The 25,313-nt window shown below is 52.7% G+C and carries 23 protein-coding genes; 17 read left to right on the top strand and 6 right to left on the bottom strand.

The features are described from left to right. Positions 1–55 precede the first annotated feature (55 nt). Entirely contained in the window at positions 56–337 is a 282-nt protein-coding gene (locus BOW06_RS04035) for a hypothetical protein (protein WP_043115920.1), read from the top strand. 23 nt (positions 338–360) lie between these two features. Here the strand turns inward: BOW06_RS04035 and BOW06_RS04030 are convergent, their stop codons facing one another. Then, positions 361–843, bottom strand: coding sequence for an EVE domain-containing protein (locus tag BOW06_RS04030; protein ID WP_043115918.1), 483 nt, complete (start codon positions 841–843; stop codon positions 361–363). Positions 844–1,028: 185 nt separating this feature from the next. Between BOW06_RS04030 and BOW06_RS04025 the strand changes: the two genes are divergently transcribed. Next, a complete protein-coding gene (locus BOW06_RS04025; RefSeq protein WP_043115917.1) occupies positions 1,029–2,957 on the top strand; it encodes a tetratricopeptide repeat-containing sulfotransferase family protein in 1,929 nt (642 codons plus the stop codon). 68 nt (positions 2,958–3,025) lie between these two features. Beyond that, positions 3,026–3,214, top strand: coding sequence for a hypothetical protein (locus BOW06_RS04020; RefSeq protein WP_043115916.1), 189 nt, complete (start codon positions 3,026–3,028; stop codon positions 3,212–3,214). A gap of 18 nt (positions 3,215–3,232) precedes the next feature. Here the strand turns inward: BOW06_RS04020 and rsgA are convergent, their stop codons facing one another. Continuing rightward, complete coding sequence (gene rsgA / locus BOW06_RS04015) at positions 3,233–4,240, bottom strand: small ribosomal subunit biogenesis GTPase RsgA (protein WP_043115914.1); 1,008 nt, start codon at positions 4,238–4,240, stop codon at positions 3,233–3,235. 6 nt (positions 4,241–4,246) lie between these two features. After that, positions 4,247–4,510, bottom strand: coding sequence for a hypothetical protein (locus BOW06_RS04010; RefSeq protein WP_043115913.1), 264 nt, complete (start codon positions 4,508–4,510; stop codon positions 4,247–4,249). Positions 4,511–4,675: 165 nt separating this feature from the next. Between BOW06_RS04010 and orn the strand changes: the two genes are divergently transcribed. Beyond that, positions 4,676–5,257 (top strand): oligoribonuclease, encoded by a 582-nt coding sequence (gene orn / locus BOW06_RS04005; RefSeq protein WP_043116677.1) that lies wholly within the window; start codon positions 4,676–4,678, stop codon positions 5,255–5,257. On the opposite strand, the gene queG is transcribed toward orn, so the two are convergent. After that, complete coding sequence (gene queG, locus BOW06_RS04000) at positions 5,254–6,318, bottom strand: tRNA epoxyqueuosine(34) reductase QueG (protein WP_043115912.1); 1,065 nt, start codon at positions 6,316–6,318, stop codon at positions 5,254–5,256. The genes orn and queG overlap by 4 nt on opposite strands. A gap of 78 nt (positions 6,319–6,396) precedes the next feature. Between queG and BOW06_RS03995 the strand changes: the two genes are divergently transcribed. From BOW06_RS03995 to BOW06_RS03935, 13 genes are all read left to right on the top strand, one after another. Further along, positions 6,397–7,899, top strand: a complete 1,503-nt coding sequence (locus BOW06_RS03995; protein ID WP_078454463.1) for an NAD(P)H-hydrate dehydratase — start codon at positions 6,397–6,399, stop codon at positions 7,897–7,899. A gap of 3 nt (positions 7,900–7,902) precedes the next feature. Then, a complete protein-coding gene (gene tsaE, locus BOW06_RS03990; RefSeq protein ID WP_179115151.1) occupies positions 7,903–8,364 on the top strand; it encodes a tRNA (adenosine(37)-N6)-threonylcarbamoyltransferase complex ATPase subunit type 1 TsaE in 462 nt (153 codons plus the stop codon). A 115-nt stretch (positions 8,365–8,479) separates the two neighbouring features. Beyond that, a complete protein-coding gene (locus BOW06_RS03985) occupies positions 8,480–9,898 on the top strand; it encodes an N-acetylmuramoyl-L-alanine amidase (protein ID WP_200885992.1) in 1,419 nt (472 codons plus the stop codon). A gap of 152 nt (positions 9,899–10,050) precedes the next feature. Beyond that, complete coding sequence (gene mutL / locus BOW06_RS03980) at positions 10,051–11,886, top strand: DNA mismatch repair endonuclease MutL (protein ID WP_052132008.1); 1,836 nt, start codon at positions 10,051–10,053, stop codon at positions 11,884–11,886. Then, on the top strand, positions 11,883–12,806 hold the full coding sequence (gene miaA, locus BOW06_RS03975) for a tRNA (adenosine(37)-N6)-dimethylallyltransferase MiaA (RefSeq protein ID WP_078454447.1): 924 nt from the start codon (positions 11,883–11,885) through the stop codon (positions 12,804–12,806). The genes mutL and miaA overlap by 4 nt, the downstream gene beginning before the upstream one ends. Positions 12,807–12,899: 93 nt before the next feature. Continuing rightward, positions 12,900–13,154: an RNA chaperone Hfq gene (hfq, locus tag BOW06_RS03970; RefSeq protein ID WP_043115908.1), complete on the top strand. Its 255-nt coding sequence runs from the start codon at positions 12,900–12,902 to the stop codon at positions 13,152–13,154. Between the two features lie 29 nt (positions 13,155–13,183). Further along, complete coding sequence (gene hflX / locus BOW06_RS03965; protein WP_078452572.1) at positions 13,184–14,476, top strand: ribosome rescue GTPase HflX; 1,293 nt, start codon at positions 13,184–13,186, stop codon at positions 14,474–14,476. A 110-nt stretch (positions 14,477–14,586) separates the two neighbouring features. Continuing rightward, complete coding sequence (hflK, locus tag BOW06_RS03960) at positions 14,587–15,765, top strand: FtsH protease activity modulator HflK (protein WP_043115903.1); 1,179 nt, start codon at positions 14,587–14,589, stop codon at positions 15,763–15,765. Then, on the top strand, positions 15,765–16,622 hold the full coding sequence (gene hflC / locus BOW06_RS03955; RefSeq protein ID WP_052132006.1) for a protease modulator HflC: 858 nt from the start codon (positions 15,765–15,767) through the stop codon (positions 16,620–16,622). Before hflK ends, hflC begins: the two co-directional genes overlap by 1 nt. 72 nt (positions 16,623–16,694) lie before the next feature. Then, entirely contained in the window at positions 16,695–16,880 is a 186-nt protein-coding gene (locus tag BOW06_RS03950) for a DUF2065 domain-containing protein (RefSeq protein WP_078462828.1), read from the top strand. Positions 16,881–16,898: 18 nt separating this feature from the next. After that, positions 16,899–18,089 (top strand): ATP phosphoribosyltransferase regulatory subunit, encoded by a 1,191-nt coding sequence (locus tag BOW06_RS03945; protein ID WP_043116665.1) that lies wholly within the window; start codon positions 16,899–16,901, stop codon positions 18,087–18,089. Positions 18,090–18,126: 37 nt separating this feature from the next. Then, positions 18,127–19,419, top strand: a complete 1,293-nt coding sequence (locus tag BOW06_RS03940; protein WP_043116663.1) for an adenylosuccinate synthase — start codon at positions 18,127–18,129, stop codon at positions 19,417–19,419. Between the two features lie 162 nt (positions 19,420–19,581). Next, positions 19,582–21,588: a sodium-translocating pyrophosphatase gene (locus tag BOW06_RS03935; protein WP_078454446.1), complete on the top strand. Its 2,007-nt coding sequence runs from the start codon at positions 19,582–19,584 to the stop codon at positions 21,586–21,588. A 108-nt stretch (positions 21,589–21,696) separates the two neighbouring features. On the opposite strand, the gene glnD is transcribed toward BOW06_RS03935, so the two are convergent. Beyond that, complete coding sequence (gene glnD, locus BOW06_RS03930; RefSeq protein WP_078454445.1) at positions 21,697–24,318, bottom strand: [protein-PII] uridylyltransferase; 2,622 nt, start codon at positions 24,316–24,318, stop codon at positions 21,697–21,699. Positions 24,319–24,321: 3 nt separating this feature from the next. After that, positions 24,322–25,089: a type I methionyl aminopeptidase gene (gene map, locus BOW06_RS03925; RefSeq protein ID WP_043115896.1), complete on the bottom strand. Its 768-nt coding sequence runs from the start codon at positions 25,087–25,089 to the stop codon at positions 24,322–24,324. Positions 25,090–25,313 lie beyond the last annotated feature (224 nt).

The raw sequence follows: 25,313 nt of genomic DNA, 5'->3' as shown, positions 1-25,313 counted from the left end.
CTCTACAGGGGTATTCTGTTCATATTCAAGAATATGAACGGGTTTCAACTGAAAAATGAACGACATTTCGAGTAAAGAGCGTCAAATCCTCATGACCATGCGCAAGGTGCTGGCAAATATTATCAAGGACACCACGCCTGAACATAAGGATATGAAGCATCCTCTGTCAGATGTGACAATTGACCAGGTACGCAACTGCCTGGGGATGATTTCGGCGCGCGAACGTGAGCTTGCCGACAAGGCAGGTGCAGCCGTCGAAAAACCCTATTTTACCGATGAGAAGCGCACTGCCGATGTGGTTTCAATCGACTCGATCAAGCCGGGTACGAAAAAGTAGAGTTAACCCAGGTTATATCTCCGTCATTCGAGTGACAGAATAAAATCCCACTGTGCTTCACTCAGGGGCATGATCGACAAGCGGTTGCCACGGCGAACCAGTGGACAGTCCTTGAGTTCCGTGTCAGCAAACTCTTTCAGCTCCTCAAGCGTAATGTTGCGCTTGAGTCTGCGTTTGTGCCTGATATCCACCATGTACCAGCGTGGATTGTCCGGGTCGCTCTTGGGGTCGTAATATTTCTCATTCGAGTCGAACGCAGTGTGGTCGGGATAGCCCTCTTTAACAACCGTCATGATGCCGACAATACCCGGCTGCTTACAGTTGGAGTGGTAAAAGAAGACGAGATCGCCCTTTTTCATCTCATCACGCATCATATTGCGTGCCTGGTAGTTTCTCACGCCGTCCCAGTGTTCGGTCTTCTTCGGCATGGCGATGAGGTGATCAATGCCGAAGACATCAGGTTCTGATTTCATCAGCCAGTAGTTTGGCTTCTCTTTTTTCTTCATTTCAATAAGTCCGTCAATGCGTTGTATCAGGGCATTTATAAATTTCAGTTGATTGCATTCAATTGTGCGCTATTGCACAATAAAGTTCATCCTGTTGTTTCTTCATTTGATGGCGTGGCAGGTTTATTTCTGGCGCTTTCAAGGCTTTTCTCATCCAGTCCCAATAACGACCTTTTCCAAAAGATATGACACAGAGCAATATTATTTCGTTTCTCAGAACCGGCATCAATAACTTTGAGCGTGGCAACCTGGCTGTTGCGGAGGATAATTTCAAGAAAATCCTGCAGATTAACCCCCGGCATCCGGACGCCCTGCACCTTCTCGGTATTGTTGCCAGTCAAAAAGGGGACAAGAAAGAGTCAGTTAGACTGATAAAGAAGGCGATTAAATTTGCTCCAAAAATAGCGATGTATTATCGCAACCTTGGTTTGATACTAATGGATCTTGGAAAAGCAAAGGATGCAATAACGCATTTCAAGAAGGCAATCAGCATCGATGGCAAGGATGCTGATGTCTATAATGATTTGGGTACTGCTCTCAGCAGTGTTGGAAGGATTCCTGAGGCAATCGAGGCGTACAAGGACTCCTTGAAAGTCAATCCGGGCAATCCGTTGGCGTTAAATAATCTGGGCAACGATCTCTTTCAAACGGAAAAATTTAACGAGGCGAAAGAGGCATACCTGAAAGCGATTGATATTGATCCGCGTTATTCAGAGGCTCATTTTAATCTTGCCAATGCGTATGCTGCCAGTGGCCAGTTTGAAGAGGCGATCGATAGTTTTAATGCGACGATCAGTATCAAGCCTGAATATGTTGAAGCTTATTATAATCTCGGTAACGCGTTATCGAATAACGGGCAGCATAACGAGGCTATAAAAAATTACAATAAAGCAATCCAGCTCAAGCCTGATTATGCTGAGGCTTTCAGTAATCTTTGTGAGATATACGAAAAACAACACATGCTTGCCGAGTTGGAAAGTGCCATTGAGCAGGCGCGCGGAGTGCTTCCTAGCGATGAGCCATGGCTGCTGTACCGAACAGCCCAACTCGCCAGTCGGGAAAAGCGTCTGGAAGATACCCGGGATATTCTGGAAAGTATCAATCTTGAGTCTGCTCAACCAAGATTGAAAATAAGCTGCGCAGAACTTCTTGCAAAGACATATGACAAACTTGGCCAGTTTTCACTGGCTTTCGACCAATTTGAACTCAGCAATCAGCTGACCACGGAGTTTTTCAATAATCCTCAAGCCAGTGCTCAGAACTACATGGATACGGTTGTGCGACTTTCTGACGCATGGTCGAGCGCTGGAAAAGTCAACTGGCCTTCAATTCCGAATTCGGAAAACCAGCCTTCTCTTGCATTTCTTGTCGGGTTTCCACGCTCCGGGACTACCCTTCTCGACACAATTCTTCGCTCGCACCCGGACGTCTCTGTTGTTGAGGAAATGCCCATGGTGAAAGCCATGAAGGATCACCTGGCCGATACAGCATCACCTGAGTTGTTGACAGAATTGAGTGATGAGCAAGTTGGTGAACTGAGAAAGATTTATTTTGATGAGTTGCATTCAAGTGCTGAGGTCGATAGTGCGAACAAGCTCATTATTGACAAGTTCCCCCTCAACCTGATGAATGTCGGTTTAATCCACCGGGTCTTTCCGGATGCCAAATTCATCCTGGCATTACGGCATCCATGTGACTGTGTTCTGAGCTGTTTCATGCAGTACTTTAAAGTGAACGAGGCGATGGCTAATTTTCTGGATTTACAGCAGTCGGCCAAGTTGTATGATGCGGTCATGAAGCTTTGGGAGCATTACAACAATGCACTTGATCTTGAGGTTGAGTCCTTGAAATACGAAGACTTAGTGCAGGATTTACAGGGTACGGTGGAGCCGATCCTGAATTTTCTCGATCTGGAGTGGGATGACAATCTGTTTGATTATCAGAAAACAGCTATGTCGAGAGGGCGAATTAATACGCCAAGCTATAACCAGGTAACCCAGGGCCTGTATACGCAAGCCAGTGGTCGATGGGTAAATTACAAGGACAGGATTGAACAGATTATCCCAACCCTTGAGCCATGGGCTGAAAAGTTTGGTTACAAGGGCGGGGCGTGAGTTTTGGTTTCCAGGGCTGAAACATCCCATGGACTCAGCTCTGTTTGAATGACCTGGAAAGATCAATTGTGGACGAAATGATTGGTAAGAAGTTGATGATTTCAGGTATGGCAATTGAAGTGATTTCTGATGCAGGTGATCTCTGGGAAACTCGCAACATCACCACCAGTGAAACCGTGTTTTTCAATAAGTCAGTTCTTCAGAACGCAATCAAGTTGGGCAAGGCAGAAGAGATTTCAGAATCTGATAATAATTAGAATTCTGTCAGGTGCTGCCTAAGATCGCCCATTTTTAAGGGTATCCGCCAGCTGTTGAAAATGCTCCAGGCGCCAAGCCGGTATCTTGCCGGCATCGCGTGCTTCAATCAGTGCGCAGTCGGGTTCGTGTGAGTGACTGCAGTTGGAGAAGCGGCAATGCCCCAGCTGGGAAGCAAACTCCCTGAACCCCGATTCCAGTTGCTCACGACTATTGATAGTGAGGCGAAAACTGCGCACGCCGGGCGAGTCGATGATGCGTCCGCCCGTTGGCAACCTGTAGAGAGTGGTTGTTGAGGTGGTATGGCGTCCCAGCCCGGTGGCCTCAGAGATTGCGCCGGTCTGAATCTCCTGGTCCGGGATCAGGCGGTTGATCAGGGATGATTTGCCTACGCCTGATTGCCCCACAAGGATGCTGGTCTCGCCGGCGAATAGCTGGTCCAGCTGTTCGAGCCCAATCTTCTGCTTGGCACTGATTGCGATCGTCTCATAACCGATTTCCCGGTAGTCATCGAGACGCTGTTCCAACTTGCGGGATGTATCACTGTCGTCGAGTAAATCACACTTGTTGAGCAGGATCACTGCCTTAACGCCGATTAACTCGGCTGTCACCAGGTACTGGTCAATCAGGTAACCGGTTGGTTCGGGCTGTGGTGCAATGACGACGACTAGCTGGGTGATGTTGGCGGCAATCGGCTTGTCGCGACCGCTGTAGTCGGGGCGAACCAGTGCTGAATGACGCTCCTCGAGTGCCGAGACAATACCGTGATGTTCGTCAATACGATGCCAGACAACATGGTCGCCACACACGATCTGGCCTATATTCTGCCGAATCTGGCAGGGTGTCATCTGTTGCTCGTTATCTGCTACGACCACCTGCTTGCCATGGCGAATGATAACGGTTCCTTGCTGTGCCTCACCAAGCGTTTCATCACTGTCAGTGGTTGATTCGCTGCCGGCAGAGTCTCTCTGTTGTTGCTGGCGTTTTGCAATGCGTGCAGCCTGTTGCTTGCTCAGACGCCGGGCCATGCGTGCTTACTTGAATTTGTAGTGGTTGTTGTTGAGATGTTTGACAACAGCATGAATATCCTCGTCGAACCAGCGTGTTCCAAGATTGGCATCACAACGCCTGACTTGCGCCTCAAGTGCATTGATGTTTCCAACTCTGCGGTCGGTGCGTGTATAGATTTCTGTCCCATGGCACCTGGAGCAATCACGTTGTAACAACTGTTCGGCATCCTGGGCTTGTGCAGCAGTTGCTGTCAGTAGCGCCATGCCTGCAAGTAACAGTTTTTTCATTTTCTGAATCCAATCTGTGAATGTAATCACAGTTTAGTCGAAAGCGGTTGCGGGTGACACCTTCATCCATGTGGAAATAGGTGAAGAGAGGTGCATCATTGACTCTTTGATTTCACAAGTCAAAAATGGCACTCTTTACCGATACCTCTAATGGAACTGAAATACATGGCTGAAGAGCACACTCGCCTGATCTGGATCGACTTGGAAATGACAGGTCTGGATACGCGCAATGACACGATTATTGAGATCGCAACTATTGTCACCGATCAGCACCTGGAGGTCGTTGCCGAGGGCCCTGTAATTGCCATCCACAAACCGGACAAGGTATTGGATGGAATGGACGACTGGAATACCCGTACCCATGGTGAATCAGGCCTGGTTGATCGTGTGCGTGAAAGCAAGCATGATGCGGCCGCAGCTGAACGCGAGACCTTGGCTTTTCTTGAGCAGTATGTGGCCGAAGGTGCATCGCCCATGTGCGGCAACAGCATCTGCCAGGACAGACGTTTCATGGCCCGCGAAATGCCCAGGCTGGAAGCCTGGTTTCACTATCGCAATCTCGATGTCAGTACAATCAAGGAGCTTGCCCGGCGTTGGAAGCCCGATGCGTTGAAGGGATTAAGCAAGCAGGCCAAGCACCTGGCGATGGATGATATTCGCGACTCGATTGCAGAGCTCAAGCACTACCGCGAGCATTTCTTCAATCTTGAGCCAATGAACGTGGCTGACGACAACGCTGATAATTAGTCGCTGCCGAGATTCGAAAGCGCCCACTCAATATGTTCTTTTACCAGCAGTGACGCATCTGCAAGCGCCCGTTGCAGGCTGCTGATGACTTCACTTCCACCGCTGGAATTTCCCAGTGCCACGGCAAGATTGCGTTGCCAGCGCTGGTAGCCGATACGTCGGATGGCCGAGCCTTCGGTGCGCTTCAGGAATGTCTCTTCACTCCAGCTGAACAGTTCGAGCAGGGTCTTCTTGTCAAGTTCGTGACGCGGCAGAAAGTCTTCTTCTCCGGTGCTCTGTGAAAAGCGATTCCACGGACAAACGGCCTGGCAGTCATCACAGCCGTAGATGCGATTGCCGATCTGCTTGCGCAGTTCCAGCGGAATCGCTTCGTGCAGTTCGATAGTCAAATAAGAGATACAGCGGCGCGCATCAACCACGAAGGGTTCGACAATTGCTTGCGTGGGACAGATGTCAATGCATTCGCTGCAGCTGCCACAATGCTCCTCAGCGGGATCATCAATTGGTAACGGCAAGTCGACGTAGAGTTCACCGAGAAAAAACCATGACCCTGCATTCCTGCTGATGAGATTGCTATGCTTGCCGATCCAGCCAAGCCCCGCCTTTTCCGCAATCGGTTTCTCAAGAACCGGCGCCGAGTCGACAAATACGCGATAACCGAATTTGCCATGTGCTGATGTGATCCGGTCTGCCAGTTGTTGCAGGCGCTTGCGCAGCAGCTTGTGATAGTCACGTCCAAGGGCATAGCGTGAGATAAATGCCTGTGCCGGTTCTTGCGTCAGCGCGAGCAGGTCTTCCTGCTTGTCCGGCAGATAATTCATGCTCACGGAAATCACCCGCAAGGTGCCAGGTTCCAGCTCTCCCGGGCGTGAGCGTTTCACACCATGCCGCGACATGTACTCCATGTCACCATGGTAACCATTGCCAAGCCAGGCGTGCAGACGTGACTCGGCAAGTGTCAGGTCGGTATCCGTGATACCGCACTGCTGAAAGCCGAGTTCACCGGCCCACGACTTGATGTCGCTGGCGACCTGTTGAAGAGCTGTTGATGATTCAGTCATCAAATGGCGTCTGCTGGGTTATTATTGAAGTTATCCATTATCCGTTTAACCTATGCAATACACCAGTTGAAAGATCAGATGACAGAAGTGAGAAAACTGCCGCACAAAGATCAGCTGCCTTATGCACTCTATCGTGCTGCACAGGTGCGTGAACTGGATCGCCTCGCGATCGAACAGTTTTCGATTCCATCACTGCAGTTGATGGAGCGTGCAGGGAGTTTTGCATTTGACCTTTTACGCAGGACATGGCCGCATAGAAAGAGCATCACAGTTCTTTGCGGTGGTGGTAATAATGGTGGAGACGGTTACGTGGTTGCACGCCTGGCACACGAGGCTGGCTTCACAGTCCGACTGTTGCCGATGGTTGATGAGGCGCGCTTGCAAGGCGATGCGCTGACCAATGCGAAGGCGTGTGAAAAGCTTGATATCAACGTCATATCATCACTGGATATCGACACGGATCATGGCGTGATTGTTGATGCCTTGCTCGGTACCGGGCTCGACCGGCAAGTTGAGGGGCGCTGGGCCGAATGCATTGCACAGGTGAATTCAATGCGAACGCCGGTGCTTGCAATTGATATCCCCTCGGGCCTCAATGCAGACAGCGGTGCAGCTATGGGTTGCGTTGTGCGTGCAGATGCCACGGCCACATTTATCGGTTTGAAGCAGGGGCTCTTCACCGGCGACGGACCTGGCTGCTGCGGTGAAATTCATTTTGATTCTCTCGATGTGCCGGCGAAACTCTACGCCAGCCAGATTCTCACTGCCCGTCGACTCGATTGGAAGAGGGAGAAAACACTACTGCGACCATTGATGCCGACTGCCCACAAGGGGAATCAGGGGCATTTGCTGATTGTTGGTGGCGATCAGGGTACTGTCGGGGCAACACGCCTCGCTGCCGAGGCAGCGCTGCGTAGTGGTGCCGGTCTAGTTAGTGTGGCGACGCGGGAAGCCAGTTGCGCGAGCATCATTGCAGGGCGCCCCGAGATCATGGCGCAACCAATCGAGGATCCGCAGGCATTGCGGGGTTTGCTCAAGCGTGCCGATGCGATCGTGGTGGGGCCGGGCCTCGGTCAGCAGAAATGGGGTCAATCACTGTTTGATTCTCTCTGTGAGACTGAACTGCCCGTGCTGATCGATGCTGATGGACTCAACCTGCTGGCAAAACAACCGGACAGGAATGAGAAACGGATATTGACACCACATCCGGGTGAGGCAGCACGACTGCTTGATTGCTCAACAGCCGAAATAGCCAGCGACAGGATTGCTGCAGCCGAAGAGATTCAGAAGCGCTACGGTGGTGTCATTGTTCTCAAGGGAGCCGGCAGTGTGATCTGCTATGGATCAGGACGCCGTCCTGCAATCTGCAGCGAGGGCAATCCGGGCATGGCGACTGCTGGTATGGGTGATCTGCTCAGTGGTGTGATCGGCTCCCTGCTTGTGCAGGGATATGACATGGCATCTGCAGCTGAAATCGGTGTTTGCCTGCATGCGGCGGCCGGTGACCTGGTGGCACGTGATGGTATGCGTGGCATGATCGCATCTGATCTTTTGCCGAAACTGCGTTCATTGTTGGGGTAACTGATGCAGATACAGCTCGACTCAGAACAGCAACAGCAGGAATTCGGTGCGCAACTCGGTTCACTGTTGCCAGCCGTTGCCAAAGGGGGGTTTGTCATCTACCTGCAGGGGGATTTGGGTGCGGGCAAAACAACCCTGGTGCGAGGTATGCTGCGTGGTCTTGGCTGGCAGAAGGCGGTCAAAAGCCCGACCTATACGATCATGGAGCCCTACGAACTGGATGTCATCAGTCTCTACCATTTCGATCTCTATCGCCTCGCCGACCCTGAAGAACTCGATTACCTAGGACTACGCGACATGGTTGGTCACGGTGTGCTGGTATTCGAATGGCCGGAGAGGGGAGTATCGGGTCTGCCGCCTGCCGATTTGCTGATAGAAATAGCTCATCGTCAACAGGGGCGTGAGTTAAATCTGACGAGTTGCAGTGCTTCAGGGCGCTCTCTGCTGCAGAAGGTGTCGGGGTAATACCTTCCTTTTATATAAATTATTTATTAAAAAAGATGCCTATCTCTAGGAAATTATTGGAGAAAGCATTGTTTTATGCTATTTTTTAACTATTAAAGGGTCGAGGAGGGTTTTTGTGTTTGCGCGTCTGCTGATTTCTTTGGCATTGCTCACAAGCTGCTTTGTCTCTGTCCCGCTGTTGGCCGGTGAGCAGATCAAGGGTGTGCGCAGTTGGAGTGCACCTGAGCGCACGCGCCTGGTTTTTGACACCACCGGGCAGGTTGAACACAGGATATTCAGTCTCGATAATCCCGGCCGGATTGTTATCGATATCAAAAACTGTCGACTCACAGACAACTCTCCCACACTGATTGACAACCGTTTCGTCAAGGCGATGCGCAGCGGTGTTCGTGATAAAAGCGGTATTCGACTGGTTCTCGATCTCAAGGAGAACGCCACGGCGAAAAGTTTCCAGCTCAAGCCGAACGGTTCCTACGGCCACCGCCTGGTTGTTGATCTTTATGAGAAAAAACAGGTCAGCGCAGAAACAGGTGTTGACGAGGCTCTTGCACGTCTCGCAAAAGCCGAGAAGGCGACAAAAGCAGCGGCAGCGGCAAAAACAGAAAAAGCCGCTACAACTGCAAAAGTTGCTAAAACCCCGGCTGAGCCTCCCAAGCCAGCCAGGGACCTGGTCATTGCGATTGATGCCGGACACGGTGGTGAAGATCCGGGCGCACGCGGTAAACGCGGTACGCGTGAGAAAGATGTAGTGCTCTCTATATCGAAAAAACTCAAGGCGCTGGTCGATGCCGAGCCCGGCATGAAGGGCGTGCTGGTACGCAAGGGCGATTACTATATTCCGTTGCGCAAACGTATGGTGATTGCACGCAAGCAAAAAGCTGACTTCTTTGTCTCCATCCATGCGGATGCTTTCAAGGACTCTCGTGCACATGGTGCATCGGTCTACGTCTTGTCCAAGAGTGGTGCTTCAAGTGAGGCGGCAAAGTGGCTTGCGGTGAAGGAGAACTCTTCCGACCTGGTTGGCGGCGTGAGCCTCGATGACAAGGATAATGTCCTTGCCTCAGTACTACTGGATCTGTCCCAGTCTGCATCCATGCAGGTCAGCCACGATGTGGCCGGTAAGACACTCCGAAACCTGCGCAAACTGGGGCCGACACACTCACGCAAGGTGCAGAAAGCGCGTTTCGTCGTACTCAAGTCGCCTGACATCCCCTCGATGCTTGTTGAAACAGCCTTTATCTCCAACCCCGGAGAAGAGAAAAAACTGCGTAAGGCGAGTTACCAGAAGAAGCTTGCAGAAGCGATTCTTGGTGGTATCCGTACCTATTTTCACAAATCGCCACCGCCGGATACCTGGCTGGCGCGTCGTAACGACCCGGTAAAAAGTGACAAGTATGTCATCGCCCCGGGCGATACCCTGTCGGAAATTGCGGTCAAATACAGCGTCAGTACCTCTGCGCTGCGTAGTGTCAACAATATCAATGGCGATCGCATCCGCATCGGACAGGTGCTGAAAATTCCTGCTGAGGGATAACGGCTTGTAAGAGCGGCGTACTCGCCGTGATTATGTGGCAGTTTCAATCGCCCGGGGGGCTCCTACAAAACAGCAGTCAGCATCCAGCATGTAGTGACTCTGTGATAGAGTGATACCCTATTGAAAATCGCACTTCTACCAACCGATTCAACGTGAGTAACACTTTTCGGCGCGTACACGCCCTTCCTTCAGTCCTCATCAACCAGATAGCCGCTGGCGAGGTTGTCGAGCGCCCGGCTTCCGTGGTCAAGGAGTTGGTCGAAAACAGCCTGGATGCCGGCGCAACAGATATTGATGTTGCAGTTGATCAGGCCGGCGTCAAGCGCATCCGCATCCGTGATGATGGTCACGGGATTCTTTCTGATGATATCGGCTTGGCACTATCACGCCATGCAACCAGTAAACTTACATCACTGGAAGATCTCGAGCGCATAGCCAGTATGGGTTTCCGTGGTGAAGCCCTGCCGAGTATCGCCTCGGTATCACGTCTTGCCCTGACATCTCGTACTGCAGATGATGCGCATGCCACCATGGTCGATTCTGCCGGCGAGGTGAGTGCGGCAGCACACCCTGTTGGCACGACGCTGGAAGTGGTCGATCTTTTCTACAATACTCCGGCACGCCGCAAGTTTTTGAAAACCGAGAAGACCGAGTTCGGTCACATTGAGCAGCTGCTACGACGCATTGCGCTGGCACGTTTCGATGTCGGTTTCCGGTTAACCCATAATGGTCGTGAGGTGTTGCGCCTTGCGCCTGCCATGCAGCGAGAGCAGCAGCTGCAACGCCTGGCACAACTCCTCGGCAAGGGCTTTGTTGAGAATTGCCTCGAGCTTGATCACGAGGCGGCAGGTCTGCATTTGTGGGGCTGGGTTGGCTTGCCGACTTTTTCGCGTAGCCAGGCCGATATGCAGCACTTTTTCGTCAATGGCCGCATGGTGCGTGACAAGCTGGTTGCGCACGCTATCCGCCAGGCGTTTCAGGATGTGCTTTTTCACGGCAGGCATCCCGCCTATGTTCTCTACCTTGAGCTCGATCCGGTGCTTGTTGATGTCAACGTGCATCCCACTAAGCACGAGGTGCGTTTCAGGGAAGGCCGCCTTGTTCACGATTTTCTCTTCCGTACCCTGCACAAGGTGATTGGTGAGAGTCGTCCTGGTGATCTACCCGCTGGCAGCGAAGAGGGCGTGTCGTCGACTGCACAATCTTCCTTTTCTCCGGGAAGGCCCGCCTATACACAAGCGGCGGTGCCTCCACAGCAGTCACTCGGTCTCTCTGTGCGCGACAAGCAGGCAACTTATGAGGCGGTTAATCGCCTGCAGATGCCTGCATCCGGCAGACAGCAACCGGCAGTCGGCATTCAGCAGCAATCAGATGAGATGCAAGTGCCCGTTGGTGATGAGAGTGTGCCGCCGCTGGGTTACGCGGTGGCGCAGTTGCATGGCATCTATATTCTTGCCGAGAACAGTGAGGGCATGGTTGTGGTCGATATGCATGCAGCCCATGAGCGTATCACCTACGAGCGCATGAAACTGGCGCTGGAGGAGGGCGGTATGCGTTCACAACCGTTACTGGTTCCAGTCTCAGTCGATGTCAGCAGTCGTGAAGCGGAACTGGCACGAGAGTGCCGTGATCAGTTACTGGAACTGGGTATGGAGATTGATGCACTGGGCAAGGAAAAACTTGTGATTCGATCCATGCCGGTCTATCTGCAGGGTGCCAATGCCGAACAGCTGTTGCGTGATATCCTTGCTGACCTTGCGGTCCACGGTAATAGTCAGCGTGTCGCGGAGAATATCAACGAGATGCTCGGCACAATTGCCTGCCATGGCTCGGTGAGAGCGAACAGGCGCCTGACGCTACCTGAAATGAATGCATTGCTGCGCGACATGGAAGAGACTGAACGCAGCGGTCAGTGTAATCATGGCCGTCCAACCTGGGTTCAACTCGGGCTTGGTGAGATCGACAAGTGGTTCAGCCGCGGACAATGAAACAGCAACTGCCACCTGCTATTTTTATTATGGGGCCTACCGGGTCGGGCAAGACAGCGCTGGCAATGGAGCTGGTTGAGGGCCTGCCGTGCGACATCATCAGCGTTGATTCTGCGCTGGTCTACCGTGATATGAATATCGGCACCGCGAAACCGACGCCAGATGAATTACACCTTGCGCCACACCGGCTGATCGACATCTGTGACCCGGACGAGGCCTATTCAGCAGCACGTTTTCGCGAGGATGCACTGTGCGAGATGCAACAGATCACTGAGGCCGGGCGTATTCCCTTGCTGGTCGGTGGCACCATGCTCTATTTTCGCGCCCTGCAGCACGGCCTGTCGCCACTACCGGAGGCGGATGAGTCGGTTCGGACGCAGTTGCTCGAAGAGGCGCAGCAGGACGGCTGGGAAGCGATGCACCGGCAGTTGCAACAGGTAGATCCGGCAGCGGCACAGCGAATTCATCCCAACGACCCGCAGCGTATCCAACGCGCACTGGAAGTCTATCGTATTACCGGCAAGCCAATGACGGAGGTGCAGCAGCAAAAACAGGAGCTACTTCCGTACCGGGTTCTGAAGCTGGTATGGGCGCCCTTTGGCCGAGAGGAGTTGCGTGAGAGGGTCGCTGTGCGTTTCAGGCAGATGCTGGAACAGGGCTTCGAGGATGAGGTTCGCTCCCTGCTGGAGAAATATGACCTCGCCCCCGATTTGCCCTCGATGCGCAGCGTCGGTTACCGCCAGATGTTGCAGTATATTCGCGGCGAAATCAGTCATGATGAGATGGTTGAGACGGCGATCACGGCCACGCGGCAGCTCGCCAAGCGCCAGATGACATGGCTCAGAAAGGAGGAGGATGCGATCTGGCTGAAACAGCGTAGTGAGCTTGGGGAACATTTACACCATTTCGGAGTCCATTGAGTTTCAAGCTGTAGATGTCTATGATAGGCAGACTGGCGCCGGTGTTTTACGCCAAAAAATTACAATAACCAAGCCACAAAAGGATATACCATCATGTCAAAAGGGAAAAATTTACAAGATCCTTTCCTCAACGCGCTGCGTAAGGAGCGTGTACCTGTTTCGATTTACCTTGTGAACGGCATCAAGCTGCAGGGCCAGGTCGAGTCTTTCGATCAGTTTGTTGTTCTGCTCAAGAATGCTGTCAGCCAGATGGTCTACAAGCACGCCATCTCCACCATTGTGCCAGCACGGAATGTCCGTCTCGCCACTGAAGAAGATTCTGACCAGCCTGAGCCGGGTAACGCCTGATATCATTATTTTCAGGTTCTGATTAACTCGTGGAGCTTTTCGAACGCCCGGATAGTGGTGAGCGTGCCGTCCTTGTGCATGTCGGTTTTTCCGGGCAGCCAGACGAGGAGGAGCTCCAGGAGTTTGCTGAACTCGCCGGTTCTGCCGGTGCAGAGGCGATTGCACAGCTGACAGGTGTGCGTACATCACCGGATAGCAGGACATTTATCGGCAAGGGGAAGCTCGAAGAGCTCAAGGAACTGCTTGCCATGCACGACGGCGAGCTGGTGATATTTGATCATGAGCTATCACCTGCCCAGGAACGCAACCTCGAAGCCGAACTCTCCTGCCGGGTACTCGATCGATCCGGCCTGATACTGGATATTTTCGCCCAGCGTGCACGCTCCTTCGAGGGCAAGCTGCAGGTTGAGCTGGCGCAGCTCAAGCACCTCTCCACGCGTCTGGTAAGAGGCTGGACTCACCTCGAACGTCAGAAGGGTGGTATCGGCCTGCGTGGACCGGGTGAAACCCAGTTGGAGACAGACCGGCGGCTCATCGGGGCGCGTATCACCCGTATCCAGAAGCGTCTTGATAAAGTTGATGCCCAGCGCGAACTGGGGCGCAAGGCACGTCGCCGTGCAGATACGCCTACCGTTTCCCTGGTCGGTTATACCAATGCCGGCAAATCCACTCTCTTCAATCGTCTCGTTGAGGCCGATGTCTACGCTCAGGACCAACTGTTTGCGACACTTGATCCAACACTCAGGCGGCTTGAATTACCGAATAATACCTCGCTGGTGCTGGCAGATACGGTCGGATTTATTTCGCGTCTTCCGCACGAGTTGATCGCGGCATTCAAGTCAACCCTGCAGGAGACCATTGATGCTTCCCTGCTGTTGCATGTTGTTGATGCCTCCAATCCGCAATATCAAATACAGGTTGCCGAAGTGGATGATGTGTTACAACAGATCAACGCGGAAACCATCCCTCAGCTGATCGTAATGAACAAGATCGACCGAATGGAAGAGGTCGAGCCGCGTATCGAAAGAGATGATGAGGGGCGTCCGATCAAGGTCTGGCTCTCTGCCGTCAGTGGTGAGGGAATTAACCTGCTTATCGAGGTGCTGGCAGAACTCGCGGCGAGTGAGCAGGTGACGAAAACAGTCGAATTGCCCCCGTCAGAAGGCGCATTGCGAGCTGCACTCTACCGTGAAGCAGACATCCTCGAGGAGAAATACTCGGAAAAGGGCGATACGATCGTCAGTTTCAGGATGCCCCTGCGCAGCTTCAATCAACTCAAAAAGAACTTCCCTCTGTTGGGCGAGGAACCATCCGCAGAGTGAAGTAGTCCAAAATCACTTGAAGTGTATGGTATGAATTGTGCGCCAATCCGGCTAGAATTCGTGCTTTGGCATTATTTGTCCATTATTAAATTACTATTCCGGAGTTTTGAATGGCATGGAATCAACCGGGTGGCGGCGATCGCGACCCCTGGGGTGGAGGCAATCGTAATGACGGCCCGCCTGATCTAGACGAAGTAGTCAAGAATCTGCAGAAGAAGCTTGGCGGGCTGTTTGGCAAATCGCGTGGCAACGGCGGCGGTGAAAGCTCCGGTGGTGGCGGTGGCTTTCCCAGCGGTATTGGCGGCAAGGGTGTCGCTGCACTGTTGGTGGTTGCTGCGGCAGTCTGGGCTGCGAGCGGGTTCTATATTGTGCAGCCGGCAGAACGTGGTGTTGTGTTGCGTTTTGGTGCCTTCGGGGATGTTACCCAACCGGGGCCAAACTGGCATATCCCTTATCCAATAGAGGAAGTTATCAAGGTTAACGTTGATAATGTCGAGAACTTTCAAGTTGAAGCACACATGCTGACGCGCGATGAAAATATCGTCGACCTGGAACTCAAGGTGCAGTATCGCATCTCAGCTCCTGAAACCTACCTGTTCAGGGACTTTGCCCCGGAGAAAACCATACGCGATGCGACCGAAACGACGCTGCGTGAGGTTGTGGGACAGAATCCACTCGACAGCATTATCGTCTCGGAAAATCGTAGCCAGATTGCAGACGCTGTAGAGCAGGGCCTGCGTACTTTGGTCGAACGTTATCAGACGGGTCTCGAGATTGTTGGTGTCAATATTCAGCGTGCGGGTGCACCACCTGCTGTAAAAGAGGCGTTTGATGACGTCAACAAGGCGCGCGAGGACAAGGAGCGCTTCGAAAACAAGGCCGAGGCCTATGCTAACGAGATTGTACCGCGTGCACGTGGTGCTTCTGCCCGTCGTCTTGAAGATGCCAAGGCCTACAGGGCCCAGGTCATTGCAGAGGCTGAAGGTGAGTCTGCGCGCTTTCTCTCGCTCCTTGGCGAGTACAAGAGGGCGCCAGAAGTGACACGCCAGCGTCTTTATCTGGAAACTGTTGAGCAGGTCTACAGTGACACGAGTAAAGTGGTCATGGATACCAACTCAAGCAATAATCTTACCTACATTCCGCTGGACCAGTTGATGAAGCAGCGCACCCGTACAGCTCCTCAGCAGGAGCAGTTCGATGATCTTGGGACGACGGCGGCAGATCCCGGCGACAGCCAGGCAACAGAGCGTGTTGATTCGCGTGGCAGCCGTGACAGGAGGACTCGTTGATGGGTAAATTAATCGTTGGAATCGTACTGGTTGCACTGGTTGCACTGGTTTCTATGGCATTTGTCGTCGATGAGCGCGAGGTTGCTATCAAGCTGCGTCTCGGTGAGATCGTCGAGACCGAATATGATCCGGGTGTCCATTTCCGTATCCCGCTGATCAACTCCGTAATCAAGTTTGACCGCCGCATACAGACGCTTGATTCACGTCCACAGGAATTTCTCACCATTGAGAAGAAGTTCGTCGTGGTGGACTCTTTCGTCAAGTGGCGCATTTTACAGGTCGAAAAGTTCTACCGTACCACGCGCGGTGACATGCGACGTGCAGCTGAGCTGCTGGGCGAACGAATCAACACGGCACTGCGTGACGAGTTCGCCAAGCGCACCATCCAGGAAGTTATCTCTGGTGAACGTGCTGAAATCATGGAATTGCTTGCGAAGTCGGCTTCTGAAGATGCATCTGACCTTGGTGTTGAAATTATCGACGTACGTGTCAAGAAGGTTGATTTCCCCCCGCAGTTGAGCGAGGCGATCTACCGTCGTATGCGTACCGAGCGTGAACGTGCGGCCAAGGAGCTGCGTGCACAGGGTGCCGAGGCAGCCGAAAGGATTCGCGCAGAGGCAGAGCGCGAGCGTACTGAACTGCTAGCTGAAGCCTATCGTGATGCGGAGAAAATCCGTGGTGAGGGTGATGCGAAATCTGCAGAGATTTACGCCACTGCATTTGAACAGGATGCTGAATTCTATGCCTTCTGGCGCAGTCTCAGCTCCTATCGCACCATCTTCGAGCAGGGTGGTGACGTGATGCTGTTGAATCCTGAATCGGAATTTTTTCGTTACTTGAATCAGCAATCGCAGTAGAATCAGATTGTTGAGTTAGTTGCACAGGCCGGGCTTGTCCCGGCCTTTTTCAGGATTGACCCGGGCTAGACTATGCAGGATCTGTGGGCGGCACTTGCGCTGTTAATGATTATCGAGGGAATTTTTCCCTTTCTCTCGTCACAGAAATTTCGCGAGACAATGCGTAAAATGTCCGACATGGACGACAATTCGATGCGAACGGCGGGGATAATCAGTATGATTGCCGGCCTTGTCCTGCTTTACCTGGTGCGTCTGTAGAAAACGACATAGAGAATGATGAAAAGGCAAAATGAACACTGGTTGCTGCCGGAAGGCATAGACGAACTGTTACCGCCACAGGCGGAACAGGTTGAACAGTTGCGCCGGCAGTTACTGGACCTGTACCACAGCTGGGGTTATCAGCTGGTGATGCCGCCGCTGGTCGAGTACGTCGAATCGCTGCTCACCGGAACCGGTGCAGATCTTGATCTGAAAACTTTCAAACTGACCGATCAGCTGAGCGGCCGCATGATGGGTCTGCGTGCAGACATGACACCGCAGGTTGCACGCATCGATGCACACAAGTTGTGCAGCGACAAACCGTCACGGCTTTGTTATATCGGTAATGTATTGTGGACTCGTCCCGATGGTTTTGGCGGTTCACGCAGCCCGCTACAGGTAGGCGCCGAGCTTTTTGGTCATGACGGTGTTGCCAGTGATGTCGAGGTTCTGACCCTGATGCTGGAGACGCTAAAGGCAGCGGGTTTGCCGCGTATTCATTTCGACCTCGGGCACGTGGGCATCTATCGTGGCCTTGTCGAGCAGGCAGGTATCAGCAGTGAAGATGAAATGGTGCTGTTCGATGCGCTGCAGCGCAAGGCGCTGCCAGAGATCGAGAGCCTGATCGCTGAGCTGGAGCTGGACAGTGACATGGCCGACATGCTGCTGGCTCTGCCGAGTCTGAGTGGCGATATTTCAACGCTTGATGATGCGAAAAACAGGCTGGCTAAGGCATCACCAGAGGTCAAGGCGGCGCTTGAGAATCTTGAGCAGATCGCCACCGCGATCGCATCGAGAGTCAGCGAGGCGAGTGTGCATATTGATATTGCCGAACTGCGCGCCTATCACTACCAGACAGGTATTGTGTTTGCAGCATTTGCACCGGGCAGTGGTACCGAGATAGCACGCGGTGGTCGCTATAATGATATTGGTCGTGCTTTCGGACGTGCTCGTCCGGCAACAGGTTTCAGCACAGATTTGCGTGTTCTTTCGGAGCTTGGCTCTGTACAGCAGGCGCAACAACCGACACGCATTCTGGCTCCCTGGGGTGAAGATGCTGAATTGCTTGCGCTGGTTAACAGCTTGCGTCAGGAAGGACGCATCGTAATCCAGGAGTTGCCGGGGCAGGATGTTGATATGGTCGCTATGGAGTGCGGCGAGGTTATACGCAAGACAGATGCTGGCTGGCGTGTCGAGAAAGGGAATTGACACAAGTTTTTTTGATTTTATTTTCGGAAGTGTAGAGATGGGCAAGAATGTCATAGTAATCGGCTCCCAGTGGGGAGATGAAGGCAAGGGCAAGGTCGTTGACCTGCTGACTGATAAAGCGTCGGCGGTTGTGCGCTTCCAGGGCGGGCATAATGCCGGTCATACGCTGGTTATCGATGGGCAGCAGACGATTCTGCACCTGATTCCATCCGGTGTACTTCGTGAAAACGTGCTGTGCCTGATCGGGAATGGCGTGGTGCTCTCTCCTGCAGCACTGCTCGAAGAGCTGCAGATGCTTGAAGAATCCGGTGTACCGGCACGTGAACGTCTTCGTATCAGCGAATCCTGCCCACTGATCCTGCCGTACCATATTGCGCTCGACCAGGCGCGCGAGATTGCACGTGGCAAAAAGGCGATCGGCACCACGGGTCGTGGTATCGGTCCAGCTTACGAGGACAAGATTTCTCGCCGTGGCATCCGACTGGGTGAGATGGTAGATGTTGAGCACTTCAAGGCGCGTCTTGCAGAAGTGATGGAGTATCACAACTTTGCACTGGTTAACTACTACAAGCAGGATGCGGTTGATTACCAGGCGGTACTTGATGAGGCTCTGGAGCAGCGTGAGCAGTTGATTGGTTTGATCGACGATATTCCCGGTATCCTGCATCGCATGCGCCGCGAGGGCAAGAGCATCATGTTCGAAGGTGCCCAGGGCGCCCTGTTGGATATTGACCACGGTACATATCCTTATGTGACCTCTTCTAACACCACTGCCGGTGGAGCTGCTGCAGGTTCAGGTGTTGGTCCGCGCGATTTCGATTATATTCTTGGCATCGTCAAGGCCTATACCACTCGCGTTGGTGCCGGGCCCTTCCCGACGGAGCTTTTTGACGAGGATGGCCACCATCTCGGTGAAAAGGGCCATGAGTTCGGTGCCACTACCGGGCGTGAACGTCGTTGCGGCTGGCTTGATTCAGTTGCCCTGCGCCGTTCTCTCGAGATCAACAGCGTGACAGGTATGTGCATTACCAAGCTCGATGTACTTGACGGTATGGACACCCTGAAAATCTGTGTTGCCTACGATCTCAATGGCGAAGAAGTGACGCACCCACCAGCCGGGGCTGATCTGTTTGAGCAGTGCAAGCCAATCTATATAGAGCTTCCAGGCTGGAGCGAATCGACGGTTGGCGTCAAGAATTATGACGAGCTGCCGGAAGCTGCAAGGAAGTATCTGCGCAAGATCGAGGAGCTCTGCGAGACTCCGATCGACATCATTTCAACCGGTCCGGATCGCGCGGAAACCATGATTCTGCGACACCCGTTTGAGTGAGCATTGTGCAATACACCATAAAAAAATGCACCCTAGTGGTGCATTTTTTTATGCCTGAATCCCTATACTTAGAGACATTCAAAGCATAGACTTTGTCCTGCTAAGTAAAAAACCATTCAAGTTACATTGTAAAAAAAATTACACATATAAGTGGGGTAAGTTATGACTGGTGAAATAGCAGTTTCTTTTGGAGTGATAGGGCTTGTACTAGGCTTTGTCATTTTTAGTATGGTCAAGCGCCACCCGGTGACAATCGACCGAGTTGGCGAGATCGGTGATGAGATTCATCACGGTGCGATGGTCTTTATCAAACGCGAATACAGTATGCTGGGTATGTTTTCCCTGGTTCTGCTGGTTGGCCTCTACTTCAGCCTTGGCTGGGAAACAGCGCTGGCATTCCTGGTCGGTGCACTTGCATCTGCTACCGCTGGCTGGATTGGTATGTATACGGCCACCCACGCCAACTCGCGCACCACTTGTGCTGCAAAAGACGAAGGTCCAGCGGCAGCACTTTCAGTTGCCTTCTTTGGCGGTTCCATCATGGGACTGGCAGTTGCCTCGTTGGGTCTGATTGGCCTTGGTTCTCTCTACCTGGTGTTTGGCGGTGATCCCGAGACGGCTCATGCGATCCACGGTTTCGGCATGGGTGCTTCCACGGTTGCGCTCTTCTCTCGTGTCGGTGGCGGTATCTTCACCAAGAGTGCGGACGTTGGTGCCGACCTGGTTGGCAAGATAGAAGCAGGTATCCCTGAAGATGATCCACGTAATCCGGGTGTTATTGCTGATAATGTCGGTGATAATGTTGGTGACGTTGCCGGTATGGGATCGGATATTTTCGAGTCCTACTGTGGCTCCATGATCGCTACTATCGCGATTGCATCAACGTTGTCAGCGGCGACGCTTGCCAGTTTGGGTACGCAGGAAGCACTCATGAGTCTGCCATTGCTGCTGGCGTCTGCCGGCCTGTTGAGCTCGATTCTCGGTATTGCCACAGTCAAGCTGGTTTCCGGTAAGGAGCCTGCGGTGGCACTGCGTATCGGCACCATGGGAGCGACCATTCTTTTCATGGTTCTGGCCTACTTCGTAGTGACCATGACAGGTGTTTCGGTCGGCGTTTGGGGTTCAGTGCTTGCTGGCGCGCTCGGCGGTATCGTCATCGGACTGGTAACCGAGTACTACACTAACGGTTCCCCGGTAAGAAGGATTGCTGAAGCCGGTGATACCGGACCTGCAACCGTTGTCATCGCCGGTTTTGCAATCGGCATGCAATCAGTGGTGATTCCTCTGTTGTCGATTGTTGCCATTATTATTGCCTCTGACTGGCTCGCCGGTCTCTACGGTGTCGGTATCGCGGCTGTCGGCATGCTGGCTACCGTCGGTATTACTATGGCAATCGATGCTTACGGTCCTGTTGCCGATAACGCCGGCGGTATTGCCGAGATGGCGGAACTTGGTCCTGAAGTTCGCGCTATTACCGATTCACTTGATGAACTGGGTAATACTACAGCGGCGATCGGTAAAGGCTTTGCAATCGGTGCTGCTGCACTGGCTGCACTGGCGATTATTACCGCCTTCGTGGAAACCATTGCAGCAAGCAAGCCGGATTTTGCTCTCGAACTGGGTAACGCGCTGGTACTTGGTGGAATGCTGATTGGTGGCATGCTGCCATTCCTGATTGCATCCCTGACTATGACTGCTGTCGGTGAAGCCGCGTTCGACATGATCCATGAGATTCGTCGCCAGTTCCACGAGATCCCCGGTCTTCTGGAAGGTACAGCCAAGCCTGATACTGAGCGTTGTGTCGATATTGCAACTACCGCTGCACTGAAGAAGATGGTGCTGCCAGGTGTGATTGCCGTTGGTGCACCAATCGTTGTCGGTTTCGGTCTTGGTCCTGAAGCGCTAGGTGGTATGCTGGGTGGCGCTCTGCTGGCTTGTGTTCTGTTGGCAATCACCATGGCGAATGCCGGTGGTGCTTGGGATAACGCCAAGAAGTATGTCGAGAAGGGTAATCTTGGTGGCAAGGGTTCCGAGACTCACACGGCCGTCGTTGTTGGTGACACCATAGGCGACCCCTTCAAGGATACCTCTGGTCCATCAATGAACATCCTCATCAACGTAATGGCGATAGTCTCACTGGTTATCGCACCGCTGTTGGTTAATATGTAAGAGAGCAAGAGATGTTTGATTGCTGCCCGGGGCTTGCCCCGGATTACAATTATTAACGCAAAAGACCGCCCTCGTGGCGGTCTTTTGCGTTCTGGTCTGGCTATCCTGCTATTCGAGGTGCTCTAGCAGCAGCGACTTGATGCGTTCAAGATGCTCCGGGTCGGTAATGGGTTCGTCATTACGGTCGACCAGGAAGAAAGTGTCCTCTGCCTTTGCTCCCACAGTAGCGATAATGACGTTCAGCAGACGCACCTCAGCCTGGCTGAGGGCGAGACCGACGCGCGACAGCAGACCGTGCCTGTCAGCAGTCTGCAGTCGCAGTAAAGTGCGCATGTTGGTCTTGTCCTGGCTGAACTCGATGGTCGTGGGAATCTCGAAATGTTTAAGCTGGCGCGGAACATGTCGTGAATTGACCGGTGGCTCGGTAAGATTCTTTATATCGTCGATGAGGCGAGAGCGAATCTCTTCCTCGCGGTGCCTGTCACAGATCAGGCTACCGTCCTCCTCAAGTACCGAAAAGCTGTTGATTGCCTTGTTGTCATCCGTGGTTTCACAGCGTGCCTGTACTATGTTGAGCGCACACTGGTCAATTATCGAGGTGATGATGGCAAACAGGTTGTCATGATCGATATCGACAATAAGAATCTCGCTCGCACCCGGCTTCATTTCACACTGGATACGAACCTGTGGATATTCATGTTCCGGGGTGGAGAGAATGACATCAGCGTGCCAGGCTATCTCTTGCACACTATGGTGTTGAAAGTAGTCAGTACTAAATTGCATCCATAATTGTGTCACCGCTTTCTGGTCCTGATCGGCAAGTTCCTCGCGTGCCTGTGTCTGCTTTTTCTGCAGCTCGGAGTAATCATCCGCTTCAGACTGTGGATTGTTCAGCTCTCTGAGCGTGTGGCGGTAGAGTTGTTTAAGCAGGGTATCTTTCCAGCCATTCCAGCGTTTCGGATTGGTTGCACGCATGTCGCACAGTGTCAGCAGGTAGAGGTGCTTGAGGTGTTTCGGCGTCATCACAAGCTTTGCGAAGTTGCGGATGACGTCCGGATCTTCAATGTCCTTGCGCTGCGCAGTCATCGACATCACCAGGTGGTTTTTTACCAGCCAGGAGATCAGGTGCACCTGCTGTTCGGACAAATTGTGTGCACGGCAGAAATGAAGCGCATCAACCGCACCGAGTTCCGAATGGTCACCGCCACGACCTTTTGCTATGTCGTGAAACAGGGCGGCCAGAATCAGGGTCTCCTGCTGATCAATTGAAGCCATTATCTCACTCGCCAAAGGGAATTCACTGCTCAGTTCAGGAACCGTCAGGCGTCGCATATTTCGAATCAGGAACAGGGTATGCGTATCGACTGTGTAGACATGAAACAGGTCGTATTGCATACGTCCGACGATATTGGTGAAGGCGGGAATATAGGCAGCCAGCAAGCCATAACGGTTCATGCTGCGCAGCACTCGGTAAACACCATGCGATTGTCTGACAATCTGCAGGAAAAGCTGTTTTGCCTTCGGGTCGTTACGAAAACGACGATCGATAAGGTGCAAGTGCTCGTGTATCAGGCGGATCGTTGAGGCACGTATGCCACGGATCATGGGGTTCTGGGTGATGAGAAAGAAGATTTCCAGCAGTGCCAGCGGCCTGTGGCTGAAAATCTGGCTGTCGACAGCCCCGATGTAGCCATTGACGATATGAAAACGGCGGTTCAGCACTGTAATTTCGCGCTTCTCATCCGCGTTGAGGATCGATTCCTCAAAGTATTGCAGGAGTATCTCGTTGAGACGCTGCAGTCGGGCAATGGTCCGGTAGTACTTCTGCATGAACTGCTCGACTGCGAGGTTGGCCTCGTTGTCCCTGTGTTCAAATGCTGCTGCCAGTTTCTGCTGCAGGTCAAACAGCAGGCGATCCTCCTCGCGCTCGGTAATTGTGTGCAACATGAAACGAATGCGCCACAGGTGTTTTTTACCCAGTTCAAGAGATCTGAACTCGGCCTCGGTGAGAATGCCGCGTTCGACCAGTTCGTTGAGTGATGTCACTCCGAATTTGCGCCTTGCGACCCATTGGATCATCAGGATATCGCGCAGGCCGCCAGGGCCGCCCTTGATATTGGGTTCCAGATTGTGCGCGGTATCATCGTATTTTTTGTGCCGCCTCTGTTGTTCTTCAAGCTTGGCCTGGAAGAAGGCATCTGGCGGCCACACCTTGTCCGGCCCGGTTGCAGCCTGCATTTCGGTGTAGAGGCTTTCGCTACCAGCCAGCAGGCGGGATTCCATCAGGGTAGTGGTCACAGTGATGTCATTCTCTGCCTCGGTGGCACACATTTCCGGTGTGCGAACGCTATGTCCTATATTCAGCCCAATATCCCACAACAGGGTGACAATGGCAGAAATCTGTTCTTCGCTCTCCTGTTGAAGGGATTCTTCTACAAGGAACAGCAGATCAATGTCCGAGGAGGGATGGAGTTCACCACGGCCGTAACCACCAACAGCAATAAGGGCCGCTCCGCAATCAGGGTCACATTTCTGCTCCCAGATCGACTGCAACAGCTTATCGACCAGGTGTGCACGCCCCGTAATGACGCTATCGATGGAAGCGCCCTTTTTGAAAGCAGCTAGAAGGGCCTGGTTGATGGCATCGATATAACTTTTGAGCTCGCCGATATGGTCTCCTGCAGATTCCAGTGTCTTCAGGAGTGGGAGTTCAATTTCAGCAGGAAGCATTGTTCAACTCCGTTCTTCTGCACCCAGGGTGAAGACTTCGAATCCATCTTCAGTGACAGCCAGCGTATGTTCCCACTGGGCAGAAGGCTTGCGATCCTTGGTGACAACTGTCCACTTGTCGGGCAGGAGTTTGATTTGACGCTTACCGGCGTTGACCATGGGCTCAATCGTAAAACACATGCCTGCCTGGAGGGTGAGTCCGTTACCTGGTGTGCCATAGTGGAGAATCTGCGGATCTTCGTGAAACTCGCGCCCGATGCCATGACCGCAATACTCGCGTACGACTGAGTAACCACTGGACTCGACAAGAGTCTGGATCGCATGGCCGATATCGCCAATATGGACGCCCGGCTTTACCATCTCGATACCTTTCCACATCGCCTGGCGGGTAATGTCGATCAGGCGCCTGGTGAGAATCGAACCCTCGCCGACAATGAACATACGGCTGGTATCGCCGTGGAAGCCATCCTTTATAACAGTGATATCGATATTGATAATATCGCCATTCTTAAGTTTTTTGCCGCCTGGAATGCCATGGCAAACCTGGTGGTTGACAGATGTACAGATCGATTTCGGGAAGCCGTGATAGTTCAGTGGGGCAGGAATTGCCTGTTGTGCATTGACTATGTAGTCATGGCAAATAGTGTCGAGTTCTTCGGTGCTCACGCCGATCTTGACGTGTTCGCCGATCATGTCCAGAACATCAGCTGCGAGTCGCCCGGCGATACGCATCTTGTTGATTTCTTCTGCTGTTTTTATTGTGACGGCCATAATTTCGTTGTTTGCCCTGTTAGGTATTGCTGCGGATTATACAGACTCTTATCCGTTAAAGATTGAGATTGGGCGCGCATTATGCTATAAATCGCGCCCTTCATGGAGCAAAGTCGCTTCAGTGAAGTTAATCCGCACATGTATCGACACGATTTTCTGGGTGCCTCTTGAAGGTTGAGAGTCGGGATACATGGAGGCCCAACCCGATATTGGAGTTATTAAAA

It is taken from the genome of Solemya velum gill symbiont (assembly GCF_002020255.1).
In the GTDB taxonomy this organism is placed as follows: domain Bacteria; phylum Pseudomonadota; class Gammaproteobacteria; order Chromatiales; family Chromatiaceae.
Note: the sequence above shows the minus strand (reverse complement) of the source record. Positions and strands in the feature narration are given on the sequence as shown.